Raw genomic sequence first — 19,093 nt, 5'->3', positions numbered from 1 at the left:
CCGTACAGCACGATACTCATGACCATAAAAGAAGCCCTAACCAGCACCGTAAACTTTCCTTTGCCGGATACCGCGATCGAGAAAGCGTTAATTGATAATGACCTGAACGGGTCGGAAACATACGCTAAGAGTGATGCAAAGGCAGTGGGTGTTTGCATGGCCGGGCTTCTTTTTACTCTGATCACCAGTGCTGATGTAACTGAGGATGATGTGTGGATTAAGTTACCACAAAGGGATGTGTTACTTCGGGCGTATAGTTCACTGTGCAGAAAATGGGGAATCCCTGATGAATTCGCAGTGCCAACACCAACAGTTAAACAAGTAAGATTATGGTAGTATGAATTTCAGGCCACATATCATGAATTGGGTAACTGCCGGTACGCCGGGAGGGATAGATGAGAATACAGGGTATCCAATTGAGGGTCAACCTGGTGAGTCCAGATCATTGCCCTGCAGGTTTCATTTAGGAGGTGTGAAGGTGTTCAAAAATCAGGATAACACCGAGGTAAATCAGATCGGCCGTATCCGCTTGGACGCCGGAGTTGAGTTACCAGAAGTAGGTGCAGAGATAACCGTGCCGGGACAATTTTCAGGTAAAGTCATGGACGTTTACCGGGGCCAATTAAGTTATAGGATCGATGTTTAGTATAAAGGCTGATTTTACAACAGGAGATGTGGCTGACTACATCCAACAGGAAACTGAGAAGTGGTTCCGTAGCTTGATTGAGCCATTCCGCATAACCGGTCGTGATCTTGTTGAGAAAGCCCGCGCTAAAACAAAGCTCGGTGGAGGCTTCGGCAATATAACCTGGAACCTACGCTCATCGATCGGTTATCTGATCATCTATAACGGCCAGGTGGTTGAAACCTACTTTCCAACACTGGAAACAGGAGCTGAAGGTTCTGATACTGGTGAAAAGTACGCCCGCGAGATAGCAACACTGATTGACATTCATGAAGGTGTACAACTGGTCATCGTAGCAGGTATGGAATATGCTGTATTAGTGGAACGGCAAGGCATTGAAGGGCAGGAAAGGAAAGACGTAATTACTCACGTAGTTGGTGACAATATTGAAGCAGAATTAAGATCAATACTGAAATGAAAAACAGCTTTGATATGGTAACTGATGTTCGCAGTCTGATAAATGTGGCCGCTGTAACAACGCTACTCGAAGGGGGTAACATTTATCCGGATGCCAGGCCAACGGGTCGAGCAGGTAAAATTGACATAGTGGTAAATGCTTTGGGTATTAACAACCTTCCATTTCAGAAAGGCACACCAAACATCAATGTTTATGCGCCAAATGTTAAAACAACACAGCCGGACGGGAGCGTGCAATATTTGCCGAATTACGTTAAGCTGAATGTTATCACTAAGGCTATCATCCCATTGGTCGAAGCTCAATACCGAGAAACATTCAATACCCAGATAACCGATCCGGGGACCTTATTAAAGGATGCTGATGGTAATTGGTTTGTGAGTATGCAACTAGGATACGAATCCTACAATAAGTATTACAATAACTTTTAAAAACCGCCCACGGGCATAAAACAAAAATAAACAACATGGAAACATTCGTAATGAAAGGCGTTGAGAAAGCCGAGTGGGGAACCGGTAATCAGTACGGAATTGTATCTGACTGGACACAGGTAGAAAACCTTCAGCCAGATTCAATAACAAGAACAAAAAACAATGGCACTTTAGCAGGATTTATTCCTGAGGATAAAGATGCTCCTTTGTTCACAGTTTATACCCCAGCCGATACGCCAGGCACTATTACCATTGGTTTGGCAGAGCAAAAACCAGATTCAATGCAAAGGCTATTCAACACTATTTGGGATGCTGCAACATCAACATTGGTAGTGTTGGCAAAAGAAAAAATTGCAAACCTGGCCATCAGGTTAACAAGCCGCCCTGTTAATGGTCGTAGGTCTATTATTACCTATTACTATATCGATGCTTTAACCGGGTACTCAAACAATATTGCAAAGGCGGTAAATGAGGCCCTCGCTATCACTGGCACCATTAAACCATTCCTGTACTTAGGACAAGATGCTATTTACACGCAGCAATGGGTTAATGAGGATGGTACTCCTATAGATAGCACACCTGCTACTGTTTCGGCTGGGTCAGATGCATCGGTAACTACTTCTACAAAAGCACTTACCGCGACTGCTACAGCAGCAAGTGGCAAAACCATAATAACTCAATACTGGACTCAGGTTTCAGGACCTACTATTGCTACCATGACGGCTCCTACATCCTTATCTAACACCGTTGGAGGCCTTGTTGATGGCGTGTATGTATTTAAAATAATAGTACTTGATAGCGCAGGTGTTGAAACATCAGATTCGGTACAACTTACAGTTGCTATCCCTGAAGGATAATCTTCACCTACATTAAGCAATAAAAGCCTCGCTTAACAGGCGGGGCTTTTTAATAACCATAAATCAATAATGACGAAAAATACTATTATATCAAAGGCTGTTGATGTCCTAACTGCTAAGGAGCTATACAGATTCACTATACCGGTAAGATATGTTGAGCCTGTGGCAGCACCTCCTAAGCTAACCAGGTGGGAAAAGTTACGAGGCGTTAAGCCAGAGCCAATCCCTGAACCTGAAACTGAACGATCATTTGAGATATGGCCGGCAGTAGTTGTTAACCAGTATCGTATTGCTGGTGCCGCGGTTACACTGCCCACTGATCTATTCGAGGATGCCACTAAAATGATGGCTTATATCCCTGAACATTTGCCTACCATGATATACATCATTGCATCTGCAGTTCAAAATAATTATCTGGAACCGGACCCTGAATTGATCAAGTTCTTTGAAAGAAACCTTGATAATTATGATATCGAAGACATTTTGGCCGCTTCCCTACAAGCCGTGAACATGCAGTCTTTTATGACTTCTATTGTCTTAATGAACGGAGTAGCAAAAATTCTAAAAATAAAGACAAGTCCGGACGACGGGAGAGAGTAGATAGCCTCCCACACAGTATAATCGGTAGCGCAATGAAGTATTTCAGATGGCCACCTGATTTTATAAACACCATGACCTGGGACAATTTCACCCTATTCATGAAATCAATACCTGATTTTGATTCAGACGACAATAAAGAACCAGAACTAAAATCAATGAACATTGAAGATTGGTCATAACATGAAAAACTTAGGAAACTACATATTAAAAAAAGCTCGTATTGCTGGAATTTGTGAGCCATGGGCCGACCTTGTGGGCACTACTGACAGCGTGGGTGAGTTATTGAAGCTTTACGTGAAGGGGATAGACTTTTGCTTAGAGAAGAACTTTCCTTCCAACGCCGACCTGATGAGGCTGGGTGGGAAGGTGTTGGAGAAGTATGGGATACACGTGGATAAAGAGGTTTCCGGAATAGGCGCGGACTTCACTGTCTTGCTGGGCACCTGTAAAGCAAAGTTACAATACGGCTCATTCTCTGCTGCACAATTATTTGTTAAACACTCCTCAGTAGCCAATGTATTCGCGTACGATAACGCTTTCGTAATGATCGATTGTTTCGATAATGCAGTGGTGAATGTCACCGCGTATGGCAATAGCAAAGTTGTGGTAAATGTGTACAAGTACGCCCAGATCACACAGAAGGCATCAGACAATGCAATAATTAAAGTAGTTCACAAAAATAAATCATCATACTAATGAGTATCGGACAGGGAGGTGGATTAAATTTCACAGCTACATTAAATATTGATGAAGCTAAGAGAAAGGCAGAGGAATTAAAAAAGCTTATTAGTCAGCTTACGGTTACTGCTAATGGAGTGTCAAAAGGAGATGACGCTGCTTTAAAACCATTAACTGAGTATCAGAAAAAACAACTTGAAATAAAACAACAAGTTGTTGACCTGGCTAAAGCCAAACAAGACTCCGATCGTGCAGATAAGGCCGCCGCGCTCGATAGGATGCAGGCTTTACGGGATGAAAGACTGGCACGCGAACAAATCAATACTCAAATAGCTGCCGGTAGGTTAGCCGCCCAGCAGGCAGCCCAGAATCCGGTTAAACGTGTTACTGATATATCTAACTCCCAAGCTGAGATTGATGCCTATGCAAAGGGGCAAAAAGGCAGTCTACTTTATACTTCTGCCATCAATGCAGAGAGGGTTGCCAGGGCTCAGTTAAACGCTGAGAACGCTAAAGCGGCCATTTCAACCAATAGTTTATCACTTGCGGGAAGTTCGTATGTAAACGCTACCAAAAATCAAACATCTGCTACAAATGCAAATGTGCTAACAAAAAAACAGTTGGCTCAGGCTTTGGCAGAAGAAAAATACAGGCAGCAACAATCAACTGCCGAGTTAAAGAATAATGCCAGGGAAATGCTAAATGCCAAAGGTTCATTAGAGCAAAGGCGGGCGGCATTGATTCGATTAACAACGGAGTACGATAGGCTATCCAAGGCTGAGAGGGAAACATCATTTGGTATAAGGCTCGGTAACACAGTTAAGTCGCTAAGTGTACAAGTTGGTGAGCTTGAAGCAAAAACTAACAGATTCGGACGTAATGTAGGTAACTATGCCAATGCAGCTGTGGCTTTCTTCACATCTGTTAAAGATAGTATTCTGAGCGGATTAGGTCCGATCGCACTTCTCACCGCAGCTATTTCAGCAGCAAAAGCAGCTATAAGCCATAATGTTGAATTATCTGACGACTTTGTTGACGTTCAGCGTACCGCGAAGCTATCTGCCGATCAAGTTGACAGCTTAGGAGAAAAGTTAAAGAAACTAAATACCCGTACCGGCCTAGAGGGCCTTTTGGATATCGGATTTATTGGCGGGCGGCTTGGAGTAGCTAAGGATGATTTATTAGGCTTTATTCAGGAAGTTGACGAATTATCCGTGGTGCTCAAAAAAGAGTTCCCTGGTGGCGCTGATGCCGTAGTAACTGCTTTGGGTAAAATCATATCTGTGTATAAAATCACACAGAAAGAAGGATTATCGATGCAGGAGGCGTTGAAAAAGGTTGGTAGTTCAATATTGGAAGTATCTCACAATGGGGGTGCCACAGTTCAATATTTGCAGGAGTTTTCATTAAAGACAGCGAGTATAGCACAGATTGCAAAAATTTCTCTTCCTACTATATTGGGATATGGTGCTGTTTTATCAAAAGCAGGGGTTCAGGCCTCAACTGCGGCAACAGGTGTAACCAGGTTGATATCTGACCTTTCAACAAAAAGGGATAAGTACTTTGCTATCGCCCAACTTGCAGACAGCACCCTTACTTTGGAAAAGTTTACTAAGCTTATCAATACGGACACCAATTCTGCATTGGAGGCGTTTTTTAAAGGTCTAAAAGCTGGTAATCCAACTCAAACAGAGACAGCTGATCGTTTGCAAACACTTCACCTTACTGCCGGCCGTGTAAAGTCAACTGTTATATCCCTTTCTGAGGCTCAGGAACAATTAGCTGAAAAAACAGCCATTGCCAACAAAGGTTATGAAGATGGTACGAGCGTAGCCCACAACTTTGAATTGGCCAATAATAGTCTTGGAGCTGTAATTGACAAAATCGGGAACAAGTTTGCTAATGCCTTTGCTAATTCAGGAGCATCCCGTGCACTGGCAGATATTTTAAGCAATCTGCTTGAGAATAAAACCGCTGCTGATCATTTATCCGATGCATACGGCATAAGTAAACAGAAATTTGATGATCTAAATAACTCGCTGAAGCCTCTACTGAGCCGGTATGATCAATTGAAAAGATTTACGGTGTTGAATAAAGATGAGCAGGCCGAACTTCGGGATGTAACAGCTCAGTTAGGCGACCTTTTGCCTGGCATTGTAAATAAATTCGATAATTACGGTAACGCAATAGATATCAACCGAGGTAAAGTTCAGGAATTAACTAAGGCCCAAAGAGATTTGTTGGAGTTACAGAACCGGTCTGCCTTAAAAGGAGCTAACGAGCAATTTGATCAGGCACAGAAATATTTACCCCAAGTAAAGGCCGCCGCCGAAAGAGCTGCAAAATTACAACAAAATGCAATTGATAGGTTTTTTGATTCTTTTTCAGGAGGCGATAGCGATGCGGAGGCTAAGCAAAAAGCAAAGGATAGAGTTACTCAGTTATCTGGACAAGCTTACGCGGCTGCAAAGGCAATACGCGCATTAGGAGGAGAGTTAACCAAAGCTCAAAAGGCCGTATTGGATTACTATGAAGCTGTAAATAAACCGAAACCAGGGACTAAGCAGCAAGCAACTATCGTAGGCGATGGTACGGAGGATACTGATAATACCGATACTGCCCGTACGGTTGATAGCATCAAGGCGGATATTAAACGTGTTACTGAACTGATGAAGCCGCTTGATGTTGCAAGTGCTCAGTATAAAACCTATCTGGATCAGCTGAAGGCGTTCAAGAAAGAATTAAAGCTTGCAAATGGCGGTAAAGATACAGAAGCAATTACTGCCGAAAATCAATATAAAGCTGCTTTAAAATCACGTAATGACCTGCAAAAAGATATCGATGCCCTTACCAAACGTGGCACCGACAAACAATTGTCAGCAGATGAGCAGGAAGTTGAATCAGTGAAGGATAAATATGCTAAAATGAAGGAGGCGGCCATTGCCTTCAATAATGATCCTGTCAATAAAAAGAAGGGGTTGCGGGTCGATGCCGGTGGTTTGGTTAGGGCCCAGGACAACGAATTGCGTGCTGTTGCTGATAAACAAGACACAGCTAAGTTGAAGGTTACCCTGGATGAACAGAAAAAGCTGTATGATGACTTTGAGGCCTATAAAACTAAGGTAGGCGAGGATGAAGCTAAGAAACGTTATGCAGGCCTTATAGATACCGATAAGACATACTTGCAATCATTGGAGGCCAAGCGTAACGCGTTGATCAACGGAGATGATAAGGCTAAAGGCGGCGCTGATGTGGATACTGGAGCTACACAACTACAATTAAAACTGGTTGAAAAAGAGATTGCGGATGAAAAAGTGTTGGTTCAGAAAAAGAATGACGAACTGTATGCCGATGCTTATCAATCAGCTTTAACCACTTCACAGGCATTATTAGGCATTGAGGCTGATTATCAGCGGAAGGTTGCCGCGCTGGGTAAGGATGCTACTAAAGAGCAGATTGATAATTTGAAACTGCAGCGTGATGAGCGGAGGCGTAATTTAAATGCTCAAAACGCTGATGAAAAGGCAGGATATGACAAACTCCTTGAAAACATCGATGCTATGACCAGAGGTAAAGCAATCGATTCTTTAGAGGAAGCTAAGGCAATTTATACGAAACAATATAAAGCTAAATTAATAACCGCTCAATTCTATTCTGATAGAATTGCCGAAATTAACGCAAAGGAGGATCAAATATCAGGAGATAATGTATTTAATGGAATTTCAAGATCTATCCAACGATACAAACAAGCTAAGGACGCGTTTGATAAAGCTACTGATAAAAGCAAGAATGGAGCTGCGTCTGTTGCGGTAGAAAAAGCGAGGGCGGAAGTTTACAATAAAATAGCGTCAGGAGCGGAAGCAGCTTCAAGAGGTTTATCAGGGTTGGGTGACATTTTCGATCAGCTATCGATTGGCGGCCAAGGATTACAGGACGCATTAAAAGGTATTTCTGGCGTACTTTCAGGTGCTGGCGAACTGGCAAAAGGGCTTAAAGATAAAGATCCGGTTTCAATTGTTACTGGTGCAGTGAATATTTTAACCTCCGCCATATCTCTATTCAGCCACAAGGACAAAGATCTTCAAAAGAAAATTGACGGCTATCAGCGCGAGTTAAATGCATTAGGGCAAGCTTATAAGCAGCTGGATAGGGATGTGGCTAACGCGGCTGGGAATGACATTTATGCAGACCAGGAAGCACAGATTGAGAATTTACAAGCTCAACAGGCTAAGCTTACCCAAATGCGCGATGCTGAGGCCAGTAAAAAGAAAAAGGATCAGAGTAAGATTGATGATTATAATAACCAGATAGCTGATATCCCAAATCAAATTGCAGATATTAACCAGGCTATTTCAGCTAACTTAATACAAGGCACATTCAGAGACCTTTCCAACAGTTTGTCTGACGCTTTAACAAGCGCTTTCCAAGCGGGAGAGGATGGAATTGCTGCGATGGATAAGTCATTCGATGAATTCATAGGTAACGCTATAAAGAACTCCTTAAAGCTGGCCATATTCGATAAAGATGTTAAGGAGTTCACAGATGAGTTGACAGCATTCGCTAAGGCCAATGGTAATAGCATCGAAAAGTTTGATTTTTCTACGTGGAAAGCTAAGTTTGATCAGGATGCGGCAGCTTATAACGCAGGTTTGGCTGCTAGCTCTCAGTATTTCCCTTCCACCAAACCCGGCGATGATACATCAACTGCCAGGGGACAGGTGGCTGCTGCATTGACTGAAGATACAGCAACCAGGGTTTACGGAGTATTAGCCGGCACCCAAGTGGGTGTATTGCAGGTGAGGGATGAGATAAAGGCGCTGGCCGCAAGTTATGCCAATTGTTTTCTACAGGGGCGGGATCAGCTAACTCAGTTGGTTCAGATAGCTGCAAATACCAAACGTGGGGCCGACAATACCGATGGTATAGCAACCACTCTCAAGAATATCGAAAACAACACCAAAGGAACCTCTATGAGAGGGGCAGGATTGGGATAAAATCACCCCAAAAAATAAATTAAAAATAATTTGTTCTAATATGAGAATATATAGAATAATTGTTTTACCTTTATCGAACTGCTAACGAGGTGCAATTTGATTAGCATTCAATAACGAAATTTAAAGCTTTTAGCAGAGTACCGATTGCACCCGGGAAATGCTAAAGGCTTTTTTAGTTTAACAAAAAACACAATGAAACTTTTAAACTACAAAATTACAGGCACGTCTGCATTATTAATGCATAGTGATGCAACTGCAAATCCGTTGAACCCATTTACTAAGAAGCTGAAAGAGGTTACTAAAAAGAGAAGCAAAACAGATGATGATCACGCTCTGATGAGTGAGATTGAATTTGAAGCCAGTTTGTACCACGACTCTGAGATTGGGTATTACATCCCATCGGCAAACCTGGATGCGTCATTCTTGGCAAGCGCAAAAATGTTTAAAATGGGCACTTTATGGAAGCAGGCGGCACTTATACCTAATGATGCCAAATTTGTTTTTAAACATCATAAGATGTCTCCTTCTGATCTTTACAAATCTGGGTTATATTCAGATATGCGTACGGTAAAGATTGGTACATCAAAGACAATTCGAACCAGGCCTATTTTCAAAGAATGGGAAATCGAAGTTGAGGTCATGCTTGATGAGGCAAAGCTAAACGAATCAGAAGTTGATCAGATTGTTAATAATGCGGGATTATATGTTGGTCTTTGTGATTACAGGCCACGTTATGGAAGGTTTAGCGTAGAAAAGATATGAGTGATAAAATAAAAACAGATAGCCCTGAATGGGCTAGAATCAAGGAGTGGTTAATTGAAAATTACCAACCTGGACAACTTATAACTCACGAAATATTAAGGTCGTTGTTAAAGATAAAATCTGTTGATTTCTCAGATTACAGCGGCCCGGATGAATTTTTAAAAGCACATCAGGAGGTTCAATTTCATTATATGGGGATGGTCGATACTTTGCGTGAAGATCTTTTAACAAATGATCTACTTTACATGGCAAACGTTCGCGGGTTAGGGTATCACTTCCTTCACCCGTGGCAGCAACAGGAATACGCTTTCGATTTGGCTAAAAAACAAATAAGGGCAGCTTTAGAATTAGGAACCAATATAATGACATTTGTTCGACAGGATGAGTTAACTCCTGAAGTTAAACGCAGAGGATCCGACCTTTCTGTCAAATTAAGCGGAATGAGGCAAATGTTTAATAGTGTAAGAAGAAAATAATAAATTCAAGGCCAGGGGAGAGGCAAGGCTCGGTGTGGCATGTCGGGGTTTGGCGAGGCTTGGTGAGGTACGGCTGGGCAAGACAGGGCAGGGACAGAGGCAAGGCTGGGTATGGTCTGGTGTGGTCAGGTCGGGCACGGTGAGGTGGGGCATGGTTTGGCATGGCAAGGCCAGATATGGCGAGGCAAGGAAAGGGGCACATAGAAATATGGAGCCCCTTTATTATTTACTTTCCAATCGTTAAAGGTAAGATAGGGTTGGCTATCCACATTTAAGGTAACGGTAAATTTGCTCACAGCGCTGGTATGATAGATAGAATAAACGGATATGACCTGTATTTAGGAGTTGCTATCGTACTAAACGGGGATAGATCAACTACCAGCAGCTTTGAGGCACCTAATGATGTCAATCCTGTTTTCTCACATGTTTGGGAGGATGGAATTATTGAATATGATCTTGATGCTACCCCAACGCTGGCACCTCGCGTATTTTCAATGTCTGGATGGATGGTGGTTGATAACCTATCGGACTACCAAGCCAGCAAGTCGGCGCTACAGGATATCATATACCAGAACTACGTAACCTTTGAAGATACCGAACAGGATATCAAGGTGAATGCAAGACTGAAGCCTGGAACTATTAAATGGACCCGTTTAACCTCATTGGACGATCGGCAGATTGTAACACAGGTATCAATGGAGTTCGATGAAGTATTACAAGATGCTCCTTATAAGGATGATGGTGGTGGCGGTGGTTTGACTTATTACATAGGGTATAACGGTAAGTATTTTTTAACACAAGACAATAAAAATTATATAAAATAATGGCCAAAACACAGAAGTTTGATGATTTACCTCCTATTACAAACTTAACAGGTGCAAAAATAGTGGGCTTGACAGCGGGGGGGGAGGATGCCCAGTTTCCATTGGATAATATTGTCCGTAACAGCATAGGTTCGTTCAAGACTACAGATACAGCGCCTATAGGTCCTTTGCTTAATCAGAGCGTTGAATTAATAGGTACCGGAGTGGGCAGCTCACCTAGCGGTACTTATACAAATCTTCATGGAGTATCCGGTACTGGGATAGTAATTCCTTCGCCCTCATTGGGTAACGTGATCATTAATGCAAAAGGGACTTGGAATGGCACTTATTGGATCCCTTCATATCAGGAAATAACACTCCCGGTCAATAATAATAAAATAGTGCCTTGGGTTGCAGGCACATACAGTTTAGGGGAGCAGGTAAACTATCTTGGAAAAGATTGGGTAGCAAATTCCGCAGCCATTTCAACCGATGTGCCCGGTACCTCTACTAAATGGAGTGAAAGGCTTGTTGCGTATTTAGGGACTGACAAGGTTGTATATACGACTGATACTGTTTATGCAAACGATCAGCTTTTTAATTTGGCAGATTATTTACACGACACTTCTGTTTCATCTACTGGCGCAATTGCCGTTTACCCCGCCGCATCAACTTCTTTAAATGCGAGAACCATGAAACTTCATGTTGACCCAATAAAAGGGAATATAAAGCTAACCGGATTTCAACATTTAGGTACAGCGGCTTACCGATGGGCGTTTTACGATGTAAGTAACACATTATTAACGTTTGGTAATATAAATACTGAATCAGCATCTGCAATTGCCATCCCAGCAACCGCCTATTGGTTTTATTGCCTCTATCGCCATCCTACAATTGATACCGACACGCCGACCGATGCAGGCGCTAATCTAATGGTCAATTATGGTACCACCGCCAAACCGTGGGTTGCGTATGTCGCACCAACGATTAATAAAAACTTGGTGTCTGTAAATGATGCTAAGGTAAAAGCTGTTACCGATGCTGATTTAGTTAACTACGCATTGAAAACCTATGTGCAGGGCTTCATGAAGTATTATGGCATGAAGCTGGTAACGATTGGCGATAGCATAACCAACAATTCTGTATATCAGCCTATTTTGGTTGGATTAACCGGTATGGTATGGAGCATTACTGAAACGCAGGCAGGAACCGGCGGGCATGCCCGTATGGGCTTAGGCGGCTCTACTATAGTACCAAAAGTTGTGAGCGATGGCGCTGGTGGTTATGTTACCGGTCAAGGGCCAGGCATGAGCATTTATGTCCGGTCATTGGATGCTCATTACTATAATCCGGATGTTATATTGATAATGGGTGGTCAAAATGACGGCAGAACAGGTTTAGGAACTATTGATGACCCAGAATACACCGGAGGCGAATTGGCGTCAACAGACCCATCGCTACCTACTTTCGCTTCCGCATATAAGGGCTTGTTGAAACAATTAATTACTGCAAACCCAACAACAAAAATAATAGGGATAACGCCTTATTATACCGGGACATCTGATTATACCTCATCTATTTATACCGAGTTTAAAAACCGTAACGACTTGATCAAGTCGATATTTCAACATTATTCGATAGAGTGTATCGATCAAATTTCTGATTTAGGTTTTCACCCTTTAAATAACACAACCAATACGGTAGACGGCATCCACCCGACAACGCCCGCAGGCGCTACTAAGATGGCTAAACTTTACGCAACGAGGTTAAAATAATGTACACCCCCATATATTTCAACGATGAGGTAATTTCCCAACTACCGGTGTATGATGATCTGTTGGTCAATCGTGCTCTGATGGCAGAGGATGAGATACCATCACAGATTGAATTGCCTGGCACACTTTATTGCCCAATCGGAGCATACATTTTATACCGGGGTAGAAAGTACACTGTTAATACCATTCCCAGCCCACAAGTGACGGGCGATGTTTCGGGCCTGAAATACACTTATAACATAACTTTTGAATCAGATCTATACAGGTTATACGATAAGAAATTCAAACATTTAAATAATAAAACCTTTTCATTCTACGGAGATTTATCAGAATTGTGCTTACTTGTCGTATCCAATATCAACGAAATTGATTCGGGATGGTCGGTAGGTATATGCGATGATCTGGGGTTAAAAACAGTTGAGTTTGATAAGCATGATTGCAGGACCGCTTTGGATGCCATAGCTGAGGCATTTTCATGTGAATGGTATCTCAGTGGGACAGGCAAGGAAATCAATTTCGTTAAGCAGGCAGGTAACGTCACAACACTGGTCTTTCAGTATGGCCGGGGTAAAGGGCTTTACTCATTGGGCTACCAATATCAGAACGATGAAAATATAGTGACCCGGGCTTTTGGGTATGGTAGTTCTCGCAACCTGCCTAAAAACTACAGGGATGGAGCCACTGAATTAATGTTTGATGGGTATTACCTGGATAAAAACACCGACCTGTACCGTGTTAAAGAAGGCGACTATGTTAATGAGGACATATATCCAACTATTGCCGGAAATGTATCCGCTGTAAGTGCCTTTGATCCGGATGCTGCGACTTTTACCATAACTGATAGTGGACTAACATTCAATCTCAACACATACTTTTCCCCTGACACTCCTAAGGTATCCTTTACCTCAGGACAGTTACAGGGGCAGGAGTTTGAGATTGTCACTTATGATAATACCAGTAAGGTAATAAAGTTAAAGGTAGCAACCGATGCGGCCGGGAATAACCTGCCCAGTGCCGAGATACAGGCCGTTGTGGGGGATACGTACACTTTATTTGATATGTACCTACCAGATGAAGCTGTACAAGCGGCTGAAGACAAACTGCAGGCAGCTACGCAAACCTGGCTGGATGAAAATAGCGTGCCGAGGGTATTGTATAACCTCGAGCTGGATCCGTTGTATGCCAAATTTAACGGGATCATGTTGGAGCCTGGCGATCAGATCAGGGTAGTGGATGACGCTCTGGGCATTGATGCCATGATCCGGGTTACCAGTGTCTCATATCCGGTTAATTTCCCTGATATCATTACGCCTAATACAAAGATCACAGCTACAATTGCCAATTTCATCCCCTATACTACTACCGAGCGTGTTGTATCTGATACCATCGACAACCAGCACGAAATAAAAGTCGTTAATCGTACTAACATTGAGCGGGCCCGGCTGAATGCTCTTAACCTGAAGAAACTGCAAACACGCATCTTTAATCCTGATGGTTCATTATTCACAGGCACTGATAGCCTGGTTGCAGGGATGGCCACGTTTGGGTATGATTCTCAAAATATGAATCTGAATGATGTGGTTATCTCGCCTAACTTATTGGGTAACCCAAATGATTTTAAAATATCAGGGGGGCAACTCATACATTACATATATAAGATTGAGGGGTTAGGATATATCTGGACGCTGGGCCTTAACAGTTGGACCGGTCTTGATCCTGCCAAATACTATTATGTGTATGCCAAATGTAGTAAGGTTGCGATTACCGGCACATGGGAGATATCCGAAACTGGGGTGGGTGTGAATGACATCCCGGGTTACTTCGCGTTCAATTTAGGTATCCTTTACGAGGTAAACACCGATGGTTACCGAACTTTTCAATCAACCAAAGGCGTAACCACTATCGTAGGCGATCAAATTACATCGGGCCTAATACAGGATATTACCGGACAAAATTACATCAACCTCACCACAGGGCAGTTTAATATGGGTGATGCTGATAGTGGCATTGATTGGGATGTGACGAACCCGGGATTTTTAACCATACGCGGAGGGATTGCAAGTAAAGTTATACAGGTAGGGTCTGATGGGGTTGTTAACGCGAGAATATCTGGTGTAACTGATGCCGGAGCCGATTCCATACGGTTTGCATCAGGCCCCGGAGACGAGTTTAAAGTGCTGGATAATGGAAAGATGTATGCTACAGATGCTGAAATATCAGGAGATATAACCGCCAAGTCTGGCACTATTGGTGGTGTTGAAAACCCCAGTACCCATGTTATTGAAGGCGGGTTTAGTATCCTTCAAAACCAGATGGCTATGAACCTGGATCATGGCGGCGGCAATATCAATCAGGTACTTATTGGGGATAATGTTATAAGCGGTGTGTTTCCCAACCTAAAAGCCACAGGTATTTTTAGAAATGTTGTTCCAAATGTATCGTCTGGCGATGGTGTCAATTCTGCGATGGTGTTAGAGGCATCCAATGCTGACACAAATATAGCTCTTGAAATAGTGGCCGGTGATATTCATTTTACAAGCCTACCCGATAGAGCCATAGGAGGCGCAACTTATACTGGCAAGATCAGGGCATATACAGATGCAGATACAGGCATACAATATTTAACCATTGAAAATGATTGACAACTTACTGCATGGTATGGAGTAAGTGGCCCGCCCACTATTGGGGGATGTATAGCCGTATTTTTGATGTATATATAATATGACTGATTAACATGAAATTACCTGATAAATACGCTTGGTTAAACAACGAGGGCGCTCCCCGGCAGTTGGTAGAAGCATTAATGCATTATGGGGTTTTAGAGCATCCAGGCAAAGGTAGTAACCCTGATATAGCAGCGTGGGCGAAAGAGGTGGGAGTTTCGGGCTGGTATACCGACGATGATATTCCCTGGTGCGGCCTTTTTGTTGGCGTAGTAATGAAACGAGTAGGATACGGCTTTAACGCAAATCAATTACTGGCTGCTAAAGAATGGGTTAAATGGGGGGCGGACCGAAGCATTGGCAAAGCTAAACTTTGGGACATATTGGTATTTCAACGAGACGGTGGCGGGCACGTTGGATTTTATGTGGGAGAAAATGATCATGCATACCTGGTCTACGGAGGCAATCAATCAAACGCTGTTGGATTTGCATGGATTGACAAAGGCAGATGCATAGGCGTTAGATACCCACTTTATAAAATTGGCGAGCCTGCAAATGTCAGGAAGATTGTACTTTCTGAAACTGGCGAACTATCTACTAACGAAGCGTAACACAATGCCTGAACCTACAAATAACCCTTCCAAGCTCGTTAAACTATTTGGCGACCTGGTAGGCCTATTCGATACTAAGCCAAGAGCCGCGGCCACCGTAGGCATGCTGTTGGCAATAATTTATCTGTTCATCCAAAATCAAAAGTTAGTTCAGGCCCGGATCGATGATAAAGATCAAATGTACCGGGAGATCATAACAGAGGTAAGGAAACAGTATGATCCTGTATTGCGGGATATGAAAAATGCCCAGGACAGCAATAAGGTAAAGATCGATAGTACGACATCATCAATTAAGCCGGTTTTAGAAACAGTTAAAAAGACAATTAATGAAATAAGAAAAAATCATTAACCATGAAAAACACTTTTGTATTTGTTGCGGCCTTATTAGTCATCTGCTCATTTAGTGCAGGAGATAGAGCCGCAATACCAACAGGGCGGCAGGGACGTCCCCGCCAACCCGAGCAGGAACTCATTACCCAAGTCCATGCGCTTGATAGCAGTTTAACTGTTCTTAAACAATCATTGAAATGAGGCGGCTGGGGGTGCTATTGTTGATGTCAGTTATCTGCAGCGGTTGCGGATTATTTAAAAAGACGACAGTTGACATATCCAAAACTCATTTGGCTGATAAATCGAAATCATCACAGGTAGTTGATAGCTCATATAACAGGGCGGATAAAACAGTCACTGTTGAACATGAGAGAGCTGATACGATCGTAAAATCAAAGGGGATAAAAGTTTCATCAACAAAACATATAGCGAACGATGATTTGATTAATGGGCTGATGGCAATAGATAGCGGGCTGGTTCAGGTACATTTGCAGTATGATACGTTAAGTAAAACATTAAAGACATCTGTTACTGTTAAACCTCAGGACATCCCGGTATTTATCGATAAATCTAAAACCACTTATACAGATATCGCAGAAGCAGGTAATAAGAAAGTTGAGGCAACACAAAGCCATGATGTTGCGCTGGATGAAAAGATAAAGCACAAAGAAAAAGAACCGGCTAAAATGGGCGTTTGGTTGATTGCAGTTGTATTGGGCGTCTTGGCGATAATTGCAGGAGTCATTTGGTATTTCAGAAAGAAGGTGTAAATTATTTACCTTTGCCTCATGAGTATTGATGAACTTGAAGCGTATTTTAAAACGGCTGAATTACCGGACACCCTTACTATTGATCGAGGTACCACTATAACAGATGTGAAGCAATTTATAAAAGGCCACATGTCGGTAATTAAGAACTACGGCATTGATAGCAAGGTGGCAGCCCCTTTTTTAAAACGACTACATAGATTCATTAGTCTCACCAGCAGATAACATAGTTAGCACGCATTCTCAATGTAAATAAATTTTGATTTGTATTTGCAAATGCTAAAATAATTAGCATAACTTTGTATTTCAAATCAAATTCAAATGGAAAAGTTCAAATTGAGTAATGAAAGTGGGCAGATCATGATCAGCCTGCCATCTGTAGGGCTTAAAATTGCCATTCACAAAAACAAAGAACTTGATCCGGAAGATTATGGAGCTTTGATAGATGTTATTCAATACAAGGACAAATACCAGTTTGAAACTGTCGCCAATTATGTTTTTGAAGGTGTTAGCATAGACGAAAACACAGGACCGTCTGCTACCGACCGTTCACATTTTTTTGATGCCATTGTATTTTTCTTTGGTTCCGTAGTTGGATCACCTAATTACCGAATTACCATCCCTGAATTTTCTTCATTTTACGATGAACCTGTGCCGGCTGGCACATATGGTAAATTTATGAAAGAATCTGATCTTGGCTCAGATCTATCGCCGGAAACACTGACTCCGGAAACACTGAAATTGTTGGGATACACCGGTGAAATAGATGATGATAAATTGCCTTTCTAAGAATCGGGAGGTTGTGAGGTCATGGGTAAGAAGTATAAATTTAGGAAAGTGTATTTTATATGTGAAGATAACAAAGTGTTTGCCCAACCATACGAGGCAATACATTGTTTTAGGCGGGAAGAATATTGCAAAACTGTTTGTGTTCAACAACAAATGTTGAAGATGGACAATTCCAAGATGATGTGGATGCATGATAAGCGAATACCAGAAATGACCCCTCACGGTTTTTACTTGGTACATGAAAGCTTGTTTGACGAAATACTTAAGCAGTGGGCTGAAGAATCTGAATAAGTCATTTACTGTTCTCCGGCAAAATCAAATCACAGTGGTTATTCCTGACACTGTTAACATCCTTACTAACTCTATACAAATCCATTTCAACTTCTGGGAATGGGTCGCAAAGCTGCAAAAGATTACCAATTGGAACGCCATCAGTTAGCCATATCTTTTCTTCAGACTTTGTGAGTATCACCGGCATTCGATCGTGAAGTTTCCCGACCATGTCATTTGAGGCCGTAGTTAAGATTGTAAATGATTTGTACCATTCCTGGGTGCCAGGATCCTTCCACCAGGAATATAAGCCCGCGAAAGCGAATACAGGCTGGTTTGGCAGTACAAATCTATATGGCAGCTTATCCTTACCAACAGTTTCCCACTCATAAAAACCATCAGCCAACACCAGGCAGCGCTTATTCTTTTCCATTAATGGTTTGAAAGAGGTTTTTTCCATTAAGGTTTCAGTGCGTGCATTCAGCATAGAATAACCGACCTTTTTATCTTTCGCCCAATGAGGGACTAAGCCAAAATGATATTGGTTCAATATTCTCGGCTCATCTGCCGTTATAACCGCGCAATTATTTGTAGGCGCAATATTCCAACTCAACCGGTAATCTTCGGTAACCGTTACATTGTATTCCTCGGCTATTTGATTGGACGGTGTTTTTAAAGTATAACGTGCACACATATTATTCGTAATGACTTTCTATTTTCTGAACTATAGTATCAAATACGTCTTCATCTAATTCCTCACCACTAGTTTGCTCCCAATCCTCATTATGCTGTATTTCGGCAATGATCTCACCATCGTAAGCTACTGCAAAATGCCCTTCGTTAGGAACTATCTCAAAGTTAGCCATCCCACCTTTGTAGTAAGTCTCTACATAAAATGTGGGTTCACTTTCACCATTCATATTTGATTGTATATACTCAGCAACCTGCTCCTGTTCATCGTCATCAAGATAAGCGCCAGTGTAAACCCAATTACTGTTGTCCTGGTTAAAGGCAATATCACCTATATACAAATGATCATCACCTTCAACATAAAGTTTCCAAACTCCATTATGTTGGCTGCCTCCTTCATCAGGCTGAATCTGTTCAGGTTCAGCAACAATAACCCAATGTTTGCCGTTTTTTGAATCTATTTCTATTAATATGTCGTTTGCCATGGTGCTTTAAAG

22 protein-coding genes are annotated in these 19,093 nt (G+C 42.2%); 20 read left to right on the top strand and 2 right to left on the bottom strand.

Annotation, left to right across the window (positions count from 1 at the left end):
• Positions 1 to 18: 18 nt before the first annotated feature.
• The 20 genes from SNE25_RS20990 to SNE25_RS20895 all read left to right on the top strand — a co-directional run bounded on the left by SNE25_RS20990 (position 19) and on the right by SNE25_RS20895 (position 17,636).
• Positions 19 to 336 carry a DUF6706 family protein gene (locus SNE25_RS20990; RefSeq protein ID WP_321560963.1) on the top strand — a complete coding sequence of 106 codons (318 nt, stop codon included), beginning with the start codon at positions 19 to 21 and terminating at the stop codon, positions 334 to 336.
• Between the two features lie 22 nt (positions 337 to 358).
• Entirely contained in the window at positions 359 to 646 is a 288-nt protein-coding gene (locus SNE25_RS20985; protein ID WP_321560962.1) for a hypothetical protein, read from the top strand.
• Between the two features lie 28 nt (positions 647 to 674).
• Positions 675 to 1,103, top strand: coding sequence for a hypothetical protein (locus SNE25_RS20980; RefSeq protein ID WP_321560961.1), 429 nt, complete (start codon positions 675 to 677; stop codon positions 1,101 to 1,103).
• Positions 1,100 to 1,531, top strand: a complete 432-nt coding sequence (locus SNE25_RS20975) for a hypothetical protein (RefSeq protein WP_321560960.1) — start codon at positions 1,100 to 1,102, stop codon at positions 1,529 to 1,531. The genes SNE25_RS20980 and SNE25_RS20975 overlap by 4 nt, the downstream gene beginning before the upstream one ends.
• Before the next feature lie 35 nt (positions 1,532 to 1,566).
• Positions 1,567 to 2,388 carry a PKD domain-containing protein gene (locus SNE25_RS20970; protein WP_321560959.1) on the top strand — a complete coding sequence of 274 codons (822 nt, stop codon included), beginning with the start codon at positions 1,567 to 1,569 and terminating at the stop codon, positions 2,386 to 2,388.
• Between the two features lie 69 nt (positions 2,389 to 2,457).
• Positions 2,458 to 2,988: a hypothetical protein gene (locus tag SNE25_RS20965; protein ID WP_321560958.1), complete on the top strand. Its 531-nt coding sequence runs from the start codon at positions 2,458 to 2,460 to the stop codon at positions 2,986 to 2,988.
• Positions 2,989 to 3,020: 32 nt separating this feature from the next.
• Positions 3,021 to 3,167, top strand: a complete 147-nt coding sequence (locus SNE25_RS20960; RefSeq protein WP_321560957.1) for a hypothetical protein — start codon at positions 3,021 to 3,023, stop codon at positions 3,165 to 3,167.
• Positions 3,151 to 3,684: a hypothetical protein gene (locus tag SNE25_RS20955; RefSeq protein ID WP_321560956.1), complete on the top strand. Its 534-nt coding sequence runs from the start codon at positions 3,151 to 3,153 to the stop codon at positions 3,682 to 3,684. The genes SNE25_RS20960 and SNE25_RS20955 overlap by 17 nt, the downstream gene beginning before the upstream one ends.
• On the top strand, positions 3,684 to 8,660 hold the full coding sequence (locus SNE25_RS20950) for a phage tail tape measure protein (protein WP_321560955.1): 4,977 nt from the start codon (positions 3,684 to 3,686) through the stop codon (positions 8,658 to 8,660). The genes SNE25_RS20955 and SNE25_RS20950 overlap by 1 nt, the downstream gene beginning before the upstream one ends.
• A 192-nt stretch (positions 8,661 to 8,852) precedes the next feature.
• Entirely contained in the window at positions 8,853 to 9,422 is a 570-nt protein-coding gene (locus tag SNE25_RS20945) for a hypothetical protein (protein WP_321560954.1), read from the top strand.
• Complete coding sequence (locus SNE25_RS20940; protein ID WP_321560953.1) at positions 9,419 to 9,898, top strand: hypothetical protein; 480 nt, start codon at positions 9,419 to 9,421, stop codon at positions 9,896 to 9,898. The genes SNE25_RS20945 and SNE25_RS20940 overlap by 4 nt, the downstream gene beginning before the upstream one ends.
• Before the next feature lie 305 nt (positions 9,899 to 10,203).
• Complete coding sequence (locus SNE25_RS20935; protein WP_321560952.1) at positions 10,204 to 10,722, top strand: hypothetical protein; 519 nt, start codon at positions 10,204 to 10,206, stop codon at positions 10,720 to 10,722.
• Entirely contained in the window at positions 10,722 to 12,476 is a 1,755-nt protein-coding gene (locus tag SNE25_RS20930) for an SGNH/GDSL hydrolase family protein (RefSeq protein WP_321560951.1), read from the top strand. The genes SNE25_RS20935 and SNE25_RS20930 overlap by 1 nt, the downstream gene beginning before the upstream one ends.
• A complete protein-coding gene (locus SNE25_RS20925; protein WP_321560950.1) occupies positions 12,476 to 15,118 on the top strand; it encodes a phage tail protein in 2,643 nt (880 codons plus the stop codon). The genes SNE25_RS20930 and SNE25_RS20925 overlap by 1 nt, the downstream gene beginning before the upstream one ends.
• Before the next feature lie 92 nt (positions 15,119 to 15,210).
• On the top strand, positions 15,211 to 15,750 hold the full coding sequence (locus SNE25_RS20920) for a TIGR02594 family protein (RefSeq protein WP_321560949.1): 540 nt from the start codon (positions 15,211 to 15,213) through the stop codon (positions 15,748 to 15,750).
• 4 nt (positions 15,751 to 15,754) lie between these two features.
• The gene (locus SNE25_RS20915) at positions 15,755 to 16,099 is read left to right on the top strand and encodes a hypothetical protein (RefSeq protein ID WP_321560948.1); all 345 of its coding nucleotides are present in this window, start codon (positions 15,755 to 15,757) and stop codon (positions 16,097 to 16,099) included.
• 2 nt (positions 16,100 to 16,101) lie between these two features.
• Positions 16,102 to 16,281, top strand: coding sequence for a hypothetical protein (locus tag SNE25_RS20910; protein WP_321560947.1), 180 nt, complete (start codon positions 16,102 to 16,104; stop codon positions 16,279 to 16,281).
• On the top strand, positions 16,278 to 16,850 hold the full coding sequence (locus SNE25_RS20905; protein WP_321560946.1) for a hypothetical protein: 573 nt from the start codon (positions 16,278 to 16,280) through the stop codon (positions 16,848 to 16,850). Before SNE25_RS20910 ends, SNE25_RS20905 begins: the two co-directional genes overlap by 4 nt.
• Before the next feature lie 18 nt (positions 16,851 to 16,868).
• Positions 16,869 to 17,072: a DUF6965 family protein gene (locus SNE25_RS20900; RefSeq protein ID WP_321560945.1), complete on the top strand. Its 204-nt coding sequence runs from the start codon at positions 16,869 to 16,871 to the stop codon at positions 17,070 to 17,072.
• Between the two features lie 96 nt (positions 17,073 to 17,168).
• Positions 17,169 to 17,636 carry a hypothetical protein gene (locus tag SNE25_RS20895; protein WP_321560944.1) on the top strand — a complete coding sequence of 156 codons (468 nt, stop codon included), beginning with the start codon at positions 17,169 to 17,171 and terminating at the stop codon, positions 17,634 to 17,636.
• A gap of 292 nt (positions 17,637 to 17,928) precedes the next feature.
• Here SNE25_RS20895 and SNE25_RS20890 read toward each other — a convergent pair whose 3' ends face one another.
• Both SNE25_RS20890 and SNE25_RS20885 read right to left on the bottom strand, forming a co-directional pair.
• Complete coding sequence (locus SNE25_RS20890) at positions 17,929 to 18,600, bottom strand: SOS response-associated peptidase (protein WP_321560943.1); 672 nt, start codon at positions 18,598 to 18,600, stop codon at positions 17,929 to 17,931.
• 1 nt (position 18,601) lies between these two features.
• Positions 18,602 to 19,081: a hypothetical protein gene (locus tag SNE25_RS20885; protein ID WP_321560942.1), complete on the bottom strand. Its 480-nt coding sequence runs from the start codon at positions 19,079 to 19,081 to the stop codon at positions 18,602 to 18,604.
• Between the last annotated feature and the right edge of the window lie 12 nt (positions 19,082 to 19,093).

The sequence above is a fragment of the Mucilaginibacter sabulilitoris genome, from assembly GCF_034262375.1.
In the GTDB taxonomy this organism is placed as follows: domain Bacteria; phylum Bacteroidota; class Bacteroidia; order Sphingobacteriales; family Sphingobacteriaceae; genus Mucilaginibacter; species Mucilaginibacter sabulilitoris.
This window is presented reverse-complemented; position numbering and strand designations above follow the sequence as displayed.

Coding starts and splice junctions, on each gene's coding strand:
- SNE25_RS20925 (WP_321560950.1), top strand. CDS start 12,476: ATGTACACCCCCATATATTTCAACGATGAGGTAATTTCCCAACTACCG.
- SNE25_RS20970 (WP_321560959.1), top strand. CDS start 1,567: ATGGAAACATTCGTAATGAAAGGCGTTGAGAAAGCCGAGTGGGGAACC.
- SNE25_RS20945 (WP_321560954.1), top strand. CDS start 8,853: ATGAAACTTTTAAACTACAAAATTACAGGCACGTCTGCATTATTAATG.
- SNE25_RS20915 (WP_321560948.1), top strand. CDS start 15,755: ATGCCTGAACCTACAAATAACCCTTCCAAGCTCGTTAAACTATTTGGC.
- SNE25_RS20990 (WP_321560963.1), top strand. CDS start 19: ATGACCATAAAAGAAGCCCTAACCAGCACCGTAAACTTTCCTTTGCCG.
- SNE25_RS20895 (WP_321560944.1), top strand. CDS start 17,169: ATGGAAAAGTTCAAATTGAGTAATGAAAGTGGGCAGATCATGATCAGC.
- SNE25_RS20905 (WP_321560946.1), top strand. CDS start 16,278: ATGAGGCGGCTGGGGGTGCTATTGTTGATGTCAGTTATCTGCAGCGGT.
- SNE25_RS20975 (WP_321560960.1), top strand. CDS start 1,100: ATGAAAAACAGCTTTGATATGGTAACTGATGTTCGCAGTCTGATAAAT.
- SNE25_RS20910 (WP_321560947.1), top strand. CDS start 16,102: ATGAAAAACACTTTTGTATTTGTTGCGGCCTTATTAGTCATCTGCTCA.
- SNE25_RS20940 (WP_321560953.1), top strand. CDS start 9,419: ATGAGTGATAAAATAAAAACAGATAGCCCTGAATGGGCTAGAATCAAG.
- SNE25_RS20930 (WP_321560951.1), top strand. CDS start 10,722: ATGGCCAAAACACAGAAGTTTGATGATTTACCTCCTATTACAAACTTA.
- SNE25_RS20885 (WP_321560942.1), bottom strand. CDS start 19,081: ATGGCAAACGACATATTAATAGAAATAGATTCAAAAAACGGCAAACAT.
- SNE25_RS20950 (WP_321560955.1), top strand. CDS start 3,684: ATGAGTATCGGACAGGGAGGTGGATTAAATTTCACAGCTACATTAAAT.
- SNE25_RS20920 (WP_321560949.1), top strand. CDS start 15,211: ATGAAATTACCTGATAAATACGCTTGGTTAAACAACGAGGGCGCTCCC.
- SNE25_RS20935 (WP_321560952.1), top strand. CDS start 10,204: ATGATAGATAGAATAAACGGATATGACCTGTATTTAGGAGTTGCTATC.
- SNE25_RS20890 (WP_321560943.1), bottom strand. CDS start 18,600: ATGTGTGCACGTTATACTTTAAAAACACCGTCCAATCAAATAGCCGAG.
- SNE25_RS20960 (WP_321560957.1), top strand. CDS start 3,021: ATGAAGTATTTCAGATGGCCACCTGATTTTATAAACACCATGACCTGG.
- SNE25_RS20965 (WP_321560958.1), top strand. CDS start 2,458: ATGACGAAAAATACTATTATATCAAAGGCTGTTGATGTCCTAACTGCT.
- SNE25_RS20900 (WP_321560945.1), top strand. CDS start 16,869: ATGAGTATTGATGAACTTGAAGCGTATTTTAAAACGGCTGAATTACCG.
- SNE25_RS20985 (WP_321560962.1), top strand. CDS start 359: ATGAATTGGGTAACTGCCGGTACGCCGGGAGGGATAGATGAGAATACA.